The sequence below is a fragment of the Marinibacterium sp. SX1 genome, assembly GCF_050389775.1.
In the GTDB taxonomy this organism is placed as follows: Bacteria; Pseudomonadota; Alphaproteobacteria; order Rhodobacterales; family Rhodobacteraceae; genus Marinibacterium.
In genome coordinates this window covers 4,360,628-4,372,488 of the sequence record NZ_CP177144.1, presented here as the reverse complement: position 1 = coordinate 4,372,488, position 11,861 = coordinate 4,360,628, and the positions used below count along the sequence as shown (strand labels likewise).

Sequence of the window (11,861 nt, the reverse complement as noted above, 5' to 3'; positions counted from 1 at the left end):
CGCCGCCGCACCATCAGGAGCCTGAAATGCGCACCACCTTCATGTCGACCATTGCCGGGCTGGCCTTGCTGGCCGGTCTCGCCCAGCCCGCCCTTGCCGGGGGCAGCCTCAGGATCGCCCTGGCGCAGGAACCCACCTCGCTGGATCCGACCTCGGATGCCACCGCCTCGATCGACGCCATGATCACCAACAACGTGCTGGAAAGCCTGACCACGGTTGATGGCGCCGGGGCCGTGCAGCCGAACCTGGCCCGCAGCTGGGAGATTTCGCCCGACGGGCTGACCTATACGTTCCACCTGGTCGAAGGCGCGCTGTTCCAGGACGGCACGGCCTTTGATGCCCAGGACGTCAAGTTCACCTTCGACCGGGCCATGGCCGAGGAAAGCACCAACCCCTCGACCTCGATCTTTGCCCCGATCGATGCCGTCACGGTGATCGACCCGGCCACGGTCGAGATCCGGCTCAAGCGCCAGGATGCCTTCTTCCTGTTCAACATCGCCAATGGCGATGCCTCGATCGTCGCGCCCGAAAGCGTCGACGGGCTGAGCACCGCGCCGGTCGGCACCGGGCCGTTCAAGCTGGCCGGCTGGACGCGCGGCGACCGGCTGGTGCTGGAACGCAATGCCGATTACCGCGATGCCGATGCGGTGGCGCTGGACCGCGTGGAATACCGCTTCATCGCCGATCCCGCCGCGACGGCCGCCGCGCTGATGGCCGAAGAGGTCGACGTGGCCAGCCCGGCCCCCGAGATGCTGCCCCAGTTCCAGGCCGATCCGCGTTTCGCGGTCACCGTCGGTTCGACCGAGGGCGAGGTCATCCTGGCCATGAACAATTCCCGCGCGCCCTTCACCGACGACCGGGTGCGCCAGGCCGTCAACCATGCCATCGACCGGGCCGAGATCATCGAAGGCGCGATGTATGGCAGCGCCGTGCCGATCGGCAGCTTCTACCCGCCGCACGGGCCGGCCTATCTCGACCTGACCGGCCGCTGGCCGCATGACACCGACAAGGCCCGGGCGCTGTTCGACGAGGCCGGTGTCGCCGGGACGACCATGACCATCGCCGTGCCGCCCTTTGCCTATGCCACCCGGTCGGCCGAGATCATCCGGGCCGAGCTGGCCGAGGCCGGGATCGACGCGCGGATGGAGACCGTCGAATGGGGCTACTGGCTGGACGAGATCTACAAGCAGCGCAATTACGACATGACGATCATCGCCCATACCAGCCCCAACGACCTGGGCAATTTCGCCCGCGGGCCGGAGTATTTCTATGGCTACCAGAGCGATGCGTTCGACGCGCTGTGGGAAGAAATCCGCACCGAGGCCGACCCCGAGGCGCGCAACGCGCTGCAGCGTGATGCCCAGCAATACCTGGCCGATCATGCGGTGATGGGCTTTCTCTTCCAGCTGCCCAAGGTCACCGTGGCGCGGGCCGGCATCGAAGGGCTGTGGACCGACGCGCCGGTGACCTTCGCGCCGATGAAGGACGTGCACTGGGCCGATTGAGCCCGGTCACGCCCGTGACCGACGGGACGCCGCCGCGCGTCCCGTCCTCCGACCGGACGATCCCCCATGACCTTCTTCCTGCTGCGCCGGCTGGCCCAGTTCGTGGCCACGCTGCTGGCGATCTCGATCATCGTCTTCGCGGTGATGAACGTGCTGCCCGGCGATCCGGCCCTGACCATCCTGGGCATCGACGCCTCCGAAGAGGCCCGGCTGGCCCTGACCCGCGAGCTGGGGCTGGATGCGCCGGCCTGGCAGCGCTATCTCGACTGGGTCGGCGGGGTGCTGCGCGGGGATTTCGGCACCAGCTATTCCTTTGACGTGCCGGTGGCCGGGCTGATCGCCGAGCGCCTGCCGGTGACCCTGTCGCTGGCCGTCAGCGGCATGGCCGTGACCCTGGTCATCGCCCTGGGCGCGGGCATCTTCGCCGCTTCGCGCCATGGCCGGCCGGGGGACTGGGCCGTGATGGTCGCCAGCCAGCTGGGCATTGCCGTGCCGGCCTTCTGGCTGGCCATCCTCCTGGTCATCCTCTTCGCGGTCAAGCTGCGCTGGCTGCCGCCCGGGGGCTTTCCCGGCTGGGACGATCCGCTGGCCGCCATACGCGCGCTGATCCTGCCGACGATCTCGCTGGCCCTGGTCCAGGCCGCGGTGCTGACCCGGGTGACCCGCTCGGCGGCGCTGGATGTCATGCGGCTGGATTTCATGCGCACGGCCCGGGCCACCGGCCTGTCGCCGCGCCGCATCCTGTGGCGCCACCTGCTGCCCAATGCGCTGGTGCCGATCGTGACCATCGTGGGCATGCAATTCGCCGGGGTCGTGACCGGCACGCTGGTCATCGAAAGCGTGTTCTACCTGCCCGGGCTGGGCCGGCTGATCTTCCAGTCGATCTCGAACCGCGACCTGATCACCGTGCAGGCCCTGATCCTGCTGGTCGCCGCCGTGGTTGTCACGGCCAATTTCCTCGTCGACCTGGCCTATGGGCTGATCGACCCGCGCCTGAAGGCCCGCCACGCATGACACCCCTGCCTCTGAACCTGCGGATCGGTGCGGGGCTGGTCGGGGCCATGGTCCTGATCGCCGCCCTGTCGCTGGTCTGGACCCCGCATGACCAGGCCCTGCTGGATGTCACCAACAAGTTCGCCCCGCCCGGGGCCGCCCATTGGCTGGGCACCGACCAGCTGGGCCGGGACGTGCTGTCGCGGCTGATGGCGGCGGCCGGCACGTCGATGTCGGTGGCGCTGGTCTCGGTGCTGCTGGGCGGGGGGATCGGCGTGATCCTGGGCGTCACGGCCAGCGCCGTCGGCGGCTGGGTCGAAGACCTGGTCATGCGCCTGTCGGACCTCAGCTTTGCCTTTCCGGCCCTGCTGTTCGCCATCATGCTGGCCGCCGTCTTCGGCCCGTCGCTGACCAACACGATCATCGCTATCGCCTTCATCAACATTCCGGTCTTCGCCCGGGTCGCCCGCGGCGCGGCCAACCAGGTCTGGCCGCGCGAATTCGTCCTGGCCGGCCAGGCCGCCGGGGCCGGCCGCGCGGCGCTGACCCTGCATCACGTCCTGCCCAACATCACCGCCCCGATCATCGTCCAGGCCACGATCGAATTCGCCGTGGCCATCCTGGCCGAAGCGGCGCTGAGCTATCTCGGCCTGGGCGTCCAGCCTCCCGCCGCGTCCTGGGGGCGGATGCTGTCGGAAAGCCAGACGCTGCTCTACCTGGCCCCGCAGCTGGCCATCTATCCCGGGGTCTGCATCATCCTGGCCGTCCTGGGCTTTGGCCTGCTGGGCGACGGTCTGCGCGACGTGACCGACCCCCGCCTGAGAAGGGAGCGCTGAGATGCTCACCGCCCAAGATCTCCGTGTGACCTTTGGCACCGCCCAGGCCCTGCGCGGGGCCAGCCTCGACATCCGGCCCGGCGCGCGGATCGGCATCGTCGGCGAAAGCGGCTCGGGCAAGTCGATCCTGGCCCAGTGCCTGATGGGCATGGCCCCCGAGGGCGCCGGGGTCACCGGGCGGATCACCGTCGACGGGGCCGACATGTCGCAGGCGACCGAGGCACAATGGCGGGCGCTGCGGGCCCGGCGCATCGCGATGATCTTCCAGGAACCCATGGCCGCGCTGAACCCGCTGCGCCGGGTGGGCGAGACCGTGATGGAACCGCTCTGCGCCCTGCGCGGCCTGTCGCGGGCCGAGGCCCGGGCCCATGCCCTGGCGCTCTTTGCTGAGGTCGGCCTGCCGCAGCCCGAAACCCGCCTGCGGCTCTATCCCCACGAGCTGTCCGGCGGCCAGAGGCAGCGTGTCATGATCGCCCTGGCCCTGGCCTGCGATCCGGCGATCCTGATCGCCGACGAGCCGACGACCGCGCTGGATGCCGAGGTCGCCCTGCGCGTGACCGACCTGCTGGTGCAGCTGTCGCGCAGCCGGGGCATGGCCCTGGTGCTGATCAGCCACGACCTGTCGGTCGTGGCCCGGGCGACCGAGGATATCCTGGTGATGTATGGCGGCGACATCGTCGAGCGCGGCCGGACGGCGGCCGTGCTGCGGGACCCGGCCCATCCCTACACGCGCGGTCTGCTGGCCGCCCGGCCCGGACCCGGCGGGGCGATGCGCCACCCCGGGGCGCCCCGGCCGCGATTGCCCACGATCCCGGGCACGATCCCGGCGCTGGCCGATTTGCCCGCGGGCTGCCGCTTTGCCGGGCGCTGCCCGGTCGAGCTGCCCCGCTGCGCCGGCACCCGTCCCGCGCCCGAACCGACGCGCACGGGCCTGGTCGGTTGTCACCACCTGGCCGGGCCGGGGGGCGACGCGCCCCATCCCGCCGCCCCGGCGCCGGCCGTGGCCGAGCGTGCCCTGCGCATCGTGCCCCGGCCCACGGTCCAGGCCATGGGCCTGCGCCGGGTCTACCGCCAGCCGCGCAGCACGCTGCTGGGAGCGCGGCCCCGGCTGACCGCCGTGTCACGGGCCGACCTGCTGATCCTGCCCGGCGAGACCCTGGGCATCGTCGGCGAGAGCGGGTCCGGCAAATCGACCCTGGCCCGCATGATCATGGGCTTCGAGCCGCCCGACGAGGGCCGGGTGCTCTTTGACGGCCAGGACATCCACCAGCTGGATCGCCGGGCCCTGCGTGCCCTGCGCCCGCGTTTCCAGATGGTGTTCCAGGACCCCCATGGCTCGCTCGATCCGCGCCGCACGGTGGGCTGGTCGATCGCCGAGCCGCTGCGCGTGGCCGGCCGGGCGGAGGCCCCGGACCGGGCCCGGCAGGTCGCCGCCGCGCTGGACCAGGTCGGGCTGCGCCCGGCCGATGCCGCGCGCTATCCCCATGAATTCTCGGGCGGCCAGCGCCAGCGCATCGCCATCGCGCGGGCCATCATCACCCGACCCGAGCTAATCGTCGCCGACGAGGCGGTGAGCGCGCTGGACATGTCGGTGCAGGCCCAGATCCTCAACCTGCTGATGGACCTGCAGGACGAGCTGGGCCTGGCCATGCTGTTCATCAGCCACGACCTGGCCGTGGTCGGCGCGATCTGCGACCGGATCATGGTCATGAAGGACGGCCGCGTCGTCGAAACCGGCCCGACCGCCCGCATCCTGGGCAAACCGGCCGAGCCCTATACCCGCACGCTGCTGGCCGCCGCCGACATGGCCGGCCCGGCGGCGACCCCGCCGGCCCGCGAAAGGACCCTGGCATGACCCGTTTCATCCACCTGACCGACATCCACCTGTCCGCACCCGAGGTTGCCGACGCGACGCTCGACAGCGATACCGTGGCCACGTTGCAGCGGGTGCTGGACCAGGTCGCGGCGCTGAACCCGGCGCCGGCCTTCATCGTGATGAGCGGCGATCTGACCAACCGGGGCCATGACGAAAGCTATGATCTGCTGGCCCGGATGATCGCCCCGGTCGAGATCCCGATCTTCCTGGCGCTTGGCAACCACGACCGGCGGGCCGGGTTCCACCGGGCCTTTCCGGGCCTGGGCGCCCATCCCGATGCGCCGCTGGACCATGACCGGGTGCTGGGCGGCCTGCACGTGATCACGCTGGACACGGCCGAGCCGGGCCGTGTCGGCGGCCGGCTGGATGCGGAACAGCTCGACTGGCTGGCTGCTGCCCTGGCCCGCGAACCGGGCCGGCGCAAGCTCCTGGTCCTGCACCACCCGCCCAGCCTCGATCCCGGGCGGGCCGGGCGCTGGACGACGCTGGACCAGCCCAGCACAGAGGCCCTGGCCCGGGTCGTGGCCGGCCATGACATCGCCGGCATCCTGTCGGGCCATGTGCATTACAACCGCGTGGCCCATTGGCTGGGCATCCCGGTGGTCATCTCGGTCGGCCAGCATGCCTCGGTCGACCTGTTGGCCCGTGGCGAGGTGCGCATCGTCGAGGGCGCGGGCTTTGCCATCTGCGACCTGCTGCCGGGCGGTCTGTCGGCCAGTTTCGTGCCCGTCCACCCCGGGCGCGTGATCCGGCGCGTGCCGCTCGACCGGCTGAACGGGCTGGCATAGGGGCGGGCAAATGGCGACGCGGCCGCGGGCCTGTTTCGAATAATTCGAAATGCGGGTGTTTGATCGCCCGGTCGGGTATTTCGAATTTCCCGTCGGCCGCGTTGTCGGGGCGTGATTTGGAATGTCCTGTGTCTATCGGGATGGCCGCGCAATTTCGGCGATTTGGGTCGAGGGGGCCCGCCTGGCGGTGTGATGTTCGCTGAAAAGCGCCTTGGAAATTGGCGTGATTCGGGATTTTTAAGATAATTCTGCCTGTTTCGGGGCGGAATTCCGGTATGTGGCAGGATGTTTCCTGAATTAATTTGGGGAATAATTGATTGCGATCTTGGGATTAGTTGCGATTTTCCGATTTCGGAAATAATCGCATTGACGCTGCGGCAGTTTTAACGCGATCTTTTCGCATGCATTCGGGCAAGCTCTTTTCCATCAAGGTGTGCGGCGCCTTCGACCTGTTCGACCGGCACGGGCAATCCGTCCGGCCGGCGGGGCGGAAGGATTGTGCCCTGCTGGCAATGCTGGCGCTGACCGGCACCCATCGGCAGACGCGGACCTGGCTGCAGGAAAAGCTGTGGGGGGATCGCGGCCCGGCGCAGGGCGCGGCGAGCCTGCGGCAGGCGCTGACCACTCTGCGGGCCGTGCTCAACGGCGGGGCCGAGGTGCTGCGGGCCGACCGGACCTGGGTCTGGCTGGACCCGGCGCTGTGCGATTTCGATCACATGGCCCCGGGCGGGCAGGGCGGGGGCGACGAGATCCTGCGCGGGTTGGATCTGCGCGAGGAAGGGTTCAACGATTGGCTGCGCCAGTGCCGGGCCGAGCAGGCCGCCCAGGACGGCCGCTGGGGCGCCGTGGGCATGCCGGTGCAGCCGGACCGGCGCTGGTATGTCGATCCGCCGGTCTTTGGCACCGGCGACGGGTTGATGGGTGCGGACGGCCTGGCCGAAACCTGCGAGATGATCTGCGACAGCCTGGTCGAGGCGCTGTCGGTGATCGGGCTGCATGCGGTGGTCGATCGCCGGGCCGGAACCACCGCGCCGCCGCCGCGGGCGACGGACATGGTGCTGCGGATGCGCGGCCTGGGCTTTGGCGACGGGCGGGTGCTGTCGCTGGGGGTGACCGACGGGTTCGGGGCATTGCAATGGCAGGTCCGGCGCGAGGTCGCGCGCCACGGCTGGGCGGAGTTGCGGGCCGTGCAGATGGAAATGGCCCAGCTGCTGCAGGATTTCGCCATCCGCACCGAGGCGGCCAGCCTGAAGGGCGACCGGTGGAGCGCCCATGCGAATGGCTGCCAGGCGCTTGTCGGCATGCTGGTGCCCGGTTCGGTGTCCTCGCGCGAGATCGCGCAATGCAGCGAGGCGGCCATCGCGGCCGACGAAAAGGGCATCTATCACGCGCTGCTTGGCCTGTCGCATCTGCAGATGATGGGCGAGCGCGAGGCGCGCGCGGCCATCGATGCCGACGTGATCATGCAGAGCTTTCGCACCGCGCTGCAGCTGTCACCGGGCAACGGTCTGGTGCAGGCCCTGTCAGGCCATGCCTTCGGGTTCTTCCTTCACGACCTGGAACGCAACGCCGAAATGACGGCGGAAGCGGTCAGGCTGTTGCCCGGCAGCGGTGTCTGCTGGGACTTCCACGCGATCTCGCTGACCTATTGCGGGCGTTATGCCGAGGCGGTGTCGGCCGCGGGTCGTGCGGTGGCGCTGTGCCGGGGAACCATGGCGCAACCGATGGCGCAAAGCACGGAATTGTACGCCCGGCTCATGGCCGGAGACACACGGGGCGCGATCCGGGCCGGCGAGATGGCATCGGGTGTCATCGATTTCCGACCCACGACAATGGATCTGATGACCGCCTACGCCCGCGAAGGCCGCATCCGCGAAGGGCGTGCCAAGCTGCGCCTGTTGTCTTCGCGCGATCCCGACCTGAGCGTCGACCTGCTGAAATCGCCGGATTACCCGATCGTGAACCTGGCCCACAGGACGGCCGTCGTCGAGGCGGCCGGCCAGTTGGGCCTGGCCTGAAACAGGAGCCACCCCCATGCCTCTCGCCCCGTTTGGTGTCTTGAGCAACAACAACGATCGCCGGCTTGCCCAGGAAGTGAGCATCGTCAATCCGATGCCGGGCTGGAAGGGCAGCGCGACCGCCTATCGCGCGCTTGTCGAAGCCTGGCTGGCCGACGTCACCGACAGGCTCTGGCCCGCCTGGGTCGATGGCGCATGGCAGGGCGGGGCGGCGGCATCGATGGACGAGGCCACCCGCCGCGAACTGGAACTGGCGGTGGCGCTCTATCACGGTCAGGGCGGCACGGACATTCTGGACGAGGTGCCCGATATCCCCCCGGCGCCGGACGGCAAGCCGCGCACGCAGAAATGGCATTTCGACATCGAGGATGCCCTGGTCCTGGATCTTCGGTTCCGCTTCGTTCAGGACGGTGGCGAGCCCCCTTCGTTCGACTTCAGGGCCAGCAATGGCATCGCGGCAAATTACCTGGTCTACGATCCCACGGATCAGCAAGGTGCCTTTGCCGAAAGGTTCTTTGCACGCATGGATGACATTGAACCCTCGACCGTGCGGATCAAGCAGCATTTGCAACGGCCGCGCCCGTGGTCGGCGGCCGTGGCGCTGGGGGTGGACGGGTTCCGATGGACAACGGCCGGGCACGAATTCGCCTCGCATACCGGCATCCATCCCTCGATGATCAGCGGTCATTGCATCCAGGGCATCCTGGGCGGGTGCGCGGTGTACGACGCCTGGCTGGGTGAAGGGCAGGGCGTCTCGGCGGACCGCCGGCGGGCCATGCAGAAATACATGGTCGATTTCGGCGACCGCCGGGTCTTTGCCGGGGTGCACTACATGACCGACAACATCGCGTCCTGGACGCTGGCCCGCCGGATCATCCCGCATCTGTTCACCCATGCCGACGAGGTCGAGGCCTTTGCCGTCGAGGCGTTGACCACGCACAGCCGGGTCTTTGCCGACATCCTGGCCCATTTCGACCCGGCCGACCCGGCGCGGGAGATGTTGCTGGCCTATTACCCCGAGGCCGCCGCCCCGGCGTGACCCCCGCCGGACGATCCCTGGTCCCACCATCGCCCGCATCATCGCGACCGCAGCGCCCTACGCGTAGCGGTCGCGGCCTTTTGGGCCGGTCATCACCGGGCCGTGAACGGCGGGCCTGCGGTTTTGATGCTGTTTTGACGATGCTCTGACCCTGCGCTGACGGTCGGGCGGCAGGGTGGTGGCATCCTAGGACGAGGCCGCCCATGATCGCCCAGACAACCCGGACCGCGATGCTGAACACCCTGCGCATCGGGCCCTATGACAGACCCTACCAGACCAACCCGCCGGTGCAGGAATGGCTGATCCTGTCGGGCGGCGGGCCCGAAGGCGCCTTCCTGGTCATTTCCGACACCTCGGTGCCGGTCACCCCGGGGGCCGCCGCCGCCCCGGCGGGCCTGGCCGAACAGAATTCGATCGTCGCGATCCTGGCCGAGGCCGATGCCCAGGCGCCGCAATACATGATGCTGCGACATCTGCCCGATGGGCTGGACGCGGCCCTTGTCCTGCCGGGCCGGTTCTTTCCGGCCGATGGTGTGGTGACCCTGTCGCGGGCCGACGACGGGCTGCGCCTGGTGGCCTTTGGCCGCCATGCCCACAGTCGCGGCACGGTCGGCGGCCGGTCCGTGCTGCACGACATTCCCCATCCCGCCCCCAACGCCGACGGCGCGATCAACTGGCATTTCGCGGCCGAGGAACGGCCCTGGACGGCCGCAACCCCAGAGAGGACAGACAGATGAAATTCAGCGACCCAAGCCGTGATCCGACCGCCGTGCGCGTGGCCGCGGCCGAATTGTCCGGCCAGGCCGGGCTGTTGGACCACGAAGCCAACAACGACGAAAGAGCGCCCTACATCTTCAGCTTTACCAAGGGCCTCGGCCACGAGCAGAACGGGTTGCTGAGCGATCCGGCCGAATTCGAGGCCTTTGCCGCCGGCACCCTGTCCCACGATCCCGCGGTCTTTGCCGGGGTCGACCCGTATCGCGGCACGTTCCGGACCGAAACGATCGGCGGGCTGCCGGACTGGGATGTCTATCGTCAGTGGGAAAGCCCGACCTGCGGCCATGCCTACGTGCTGGAAGGGCCCGATCCCTATGCCGTGACCATGCCGCCGGCCCCGCCGGCCGGCTCGGCCGAGTTTGCCGCCGAAATGGCCGAGGTCTACCAGATGGCGCTGTGCCGTGACTGGCCGATTGCCGCCTTCATGCCCGCCAGCCTGGTCAACGCCCTGACCGCCGCCGATGGCTCGGCCGCCGATCCGGCCAAGGTCACGGCCCTGCAGGCCGGCAATGGCGCCGTGGTCGCCGCGGCCACCCGGTTGTCGAATATGCGCTGGTTCCGGGGCACCACCGCCATGAACGACGTGGCCGACCCGCTGCAGCAGGGCTGGCGGCGCTGCGGAACGCCCCAGACGGCGGCCAATGTCTTTCGCGGTCAGGGCGAGGATGGCTGGGACACGCCGTTCCTGTCGCAATTCATGATCATGGGCACGGGCGGCAACCGGGCCAACGGCCTGATCGCCTATGGCGCCCAGACCATCGACCAGCGCGTGACCGTGGCCCTGCCCGAAAAGGACTACATGACCGATTGGGAGGCCTGGCTGGACGTGCAGAACGGGCTGGACAAGCGCGGGTTTGTCAGGGAACGGGACGAGGAATACCAAAAGGACGGCAACGGCTTTGATGCCCGGCGCACCATGGCCCGGCTGCGCGACATGGCAACCTATGTCCATGACGACCAGCTCTACCAGGCCTACCTGAACGCCGCGCTGATCCTGCTGGCCGAAAAATTCGCCTTTGACCCGGGCATCCCGTTTCACAGGAACACGTCCAACCCCGCGCGCCACGACAACCGCGAGCCCTTTGCGCTGTTCGGCGGGCCGCACCTTCTGACGCTGGTGACCGAAGTGTCGAGCCGTGCGCTGAAGGCCGTGCGCCTGCAGAAATTCACCGTGCACCGCCGGTTGCGCCCCGAGGCCGCAGGCGCGCTGTTCCACACGATCTACAGCGGCTACCAGCCCGACCGGGGGCTCGCCGGAAGCACGCCCTATGCCGAGACCGGCAACAGCCCCGATGCCGAGGCCCGGCGGCAATTGGGCCGCACGCTGGCCACCTACACGTTCGACGGTGTGGAGACCGAGGCGGGGTTCGACCCGACGCTCGCGGACATCCTCGAAGACATCCGCGAGCACAATGACGCCAAGAACGGCACGGGCGGGGACCTGGACCAGGCGACCTGGCTTCTGCCCATGGCCTTCCCCGAAGGCTCGCCCATGCACCCGGCCTATGGCGCCGGTCATGCCACCGTCGCCGGCGCCTGCGTGACCCTGCTCAAGGCCTTCTTCGCGATGACCCAGAAAGCGCATCCCCAAAAGCCGGTCTACCTGGTCGACCCGGGCGAAACCGCCCTGGTGCCCGATGGTGGCGCGACCGCCGAGGATACCGACATCGAAATGCTCGGCGTCGCGATCCCCAAGGGCCTGACCCTGGAAGGCGAGCTGAACAAGCTGATGTGGAACATCTCGAATGCCCGCAACATCGCCGGGGTGCATTATTACACCGATTACATCGAAAGCGCCCTGCTGGGCGAGGCCATCACCATCGGCATCCTGCGCGAGCAGATGCTGGCCTATCACCCCGGCGAACGGGTCGAGATGACCGTGCCCCTGCTGGTCCCGCGCACCCTGCCGGCCTGCCTGCTGAACGGCAGCACCATCGGCGCGACCGAGGTCGTCGCGGCGGTCAAGATCCTGTCCGACGGCACGCTGGCCGCGGCCCAACCCACCCCCGGCCGTTGCTGACCGGCGGCG

The 11,861-nt window shown here is 69.0% G+C and carries 9 protein-coding genes; all 9 read left to right on the top strand.

Annotation, left to right across the window (positions count from 1 at the left end; genetic code table 11):
* The first annotated feature begins 26 nt into the window (after window positions 1-26).
* The 9 genes from ACK3BB_RS19675 (at window position 27) to ACK3BB_RS19635 (ending at window position 11,852) form a co-directional block, all read left to right on the top strand.
* Entirely contained in the window at window positions 27-1,505 is a 1,479-nt protein-coding gene (locus ACK3BB_RS19675; protein WP_428926345.1) for an ABC transporter substrate-binding protein, read from the top strand.
* A gap of 66 nt (window positions 1,506-1,571) precedes the next feature.
* On the top strand, window positions 1,572-2,519 hold the full coding sequence (locus ACK3BB_RS19670) for an ABC transporter permease (RefSeq protein WP_428926344.1): 948 nt from the start codon (window positions 1,572-1,574) through the stop codon (window positions 2,517-2,519).
* Complete coding sequence (locus tag ACK3BB_RS19665; protein WP_428926343.1) at window positions 2,516-3,334, top strand: ABC transporter permease; 819 nt, start codon at window positions 2,516-2,518, stop codon at window positions 3,332-3,334. Before ACK3BB_RS19670 ends, ACK3BB_RS19665 begins: the two co-directional genes overlap by 4 nt.
* A gap of 1 nt (window position 3,335) precedes the next feature.
* Window positions 3,336-5,189 (top strand): dipeptide ABC transporter ATP-binding protein, encoded by a 1,854-nt coding sequence (locus tag ACK3BB_RS19660; RefSeq protein WP_428926342.1) that lies wholly within the window; start codon window positions 3,336-3,338, stop codon window positions 5,187-5,189.
* Window positions 5,186-5,998: a metallophosphoesterase gene (locus tag ACK3BB_RS19655; RefSeq protein ID WP_428926341.1), complete on the top strand. Its 813-nt coding sequence runs from the start codon at window positions 5,186-5,188 to the stop codon at window positions 5,996-5,998. Before ACK3BB_RS19660 ends, ACK3BB_RS19655 begins: the two co-directional genes overlap by 4 nt.
* A 401-nt stretch (window positions 5,999-6,399) precedes the next feature.
* Window positions 6,400-8,016, top strand: coding sequence for a hypothetical protein (locus ACK3BB_RS19650; protein ID WP_428926340.1), 1,617 nt, complete (start codon window positions 6,400-6,402; stop codon window positions 8,014-8,016).
* Window positions 8,017-8,032: 16 nt separating this feature from the next.
* The gene (locus ACK3BB_RS19645; RefSeq protein WP_428926339.1) at window positions 8,033-9,055 is read left to right on the top strand and encodes a phosphatase PAP2 family protein; all 1,023 of its coding nucleotides are present in this window, start codon (window positions 8,033-8,035) and stop codon (window positions 9,053-9,055) included.
* Window positions 9,056-9,258: 203 nt separating this feature from the next.
* Window positions 9,259-9,792: a hypothetical protein gene (locus ACK3BB_RS19640; RefSeq protein ID WP_428926338.1), complete on the top strand. Its 534-nt coding sequence runs from the start codon at window positions 9,259-9,261 to the stop codon at window positions 9,790-9,792.
* The gene (locus tag ACK3BB_RS19635; RefSeq protein WP_428926337.1) at window positions 9,789-11,852 is read left to right on the top strand and encodes a hypothetical protein; all 2,064 of its coding nucleotides are present in this window, start codon (window positions 9,789-9,791) and stop codon (window positions 11,850-11,852) included. Before ACK3BB_RS19640 ends, ACK3BB_RS19635 begins: the two co-directional genes overlap by 4 nt.
* Window positions 11,853-11,861 lie beyond the last annotated feature (9 nt).

What these genes read in the sequence shown, in the direction of transcription:
- ACK3BB_RS19675 (WP_428926345.1), top strand. Translation starts at nt 27, where the DNA reads ATGCGCACCACCTTCATGTCGACCATTGCCGGGCTGGCCTTGCTGGCC.
- ACK3BB_RS19670 (WP_428926344.1), top strand. Translation starts at nt 1,572, where the DNA reads ATGACCTTCTTCCTGCTGCGCCGGCTGGCCCAGTTCGTGGCCACGCTG.
- ACK3BB_RS19665 (WP_428926343.1), top strand. Translation starts at nt 2,516, where the DNA reads ATGACACCCCTGCCTCTGAACCTGCGGATCGGTGCGGGGCTGGTCGGG.
- ACK3BB_RS19660 (WP_428926342.1), top strand. Translation starts at nt 3,336, where the DNA reads ATGCTCACCGCCCAAGATCTCCGTGTGACCTTTGGCACCGCCCAGGCC.
- ACK3BB_RS19655 (WP_428926341.1), top strand. Translation starts at nt 5,186, where the DNA reads ATGACCCGTTTCATCCACCTGACCGACATCCACCTGTCCGCACCCGAG.
- ACK3BB_RS19650 (WP_428926340.1), top strand. Translation starts at nt 6,400, where the DNA reads ATGCATTCGGGCAAGCTCTTTTCCATCAAGGTGTGCGGCGCCTTCGAC.
- ACK3BB_RS19645 (WP_428926339.1), top strand. Translation starts at nt 8,033, where the DNA reads ATGCCTCTCGCCCCGTTTGGTGTCTTGAGCAACAACAACGATCGCCGG.
- ACK3BB_RS19640 (WP_428926338.1), top strand. Translation starts at nt 9,259, where the DNA reads ATGATCGCCCAGACAACCCGGACCGCGATGCTGAACACCCTGCGCATC.
- ACK3BB_RS19635 (WP_428926337.1), top strand. Translation starts at nt 9,789, where the DNA reads ATGAAATTCAGCGACCCAAGCCGTGATCCGACCGCCGTGCGCGTGGCC.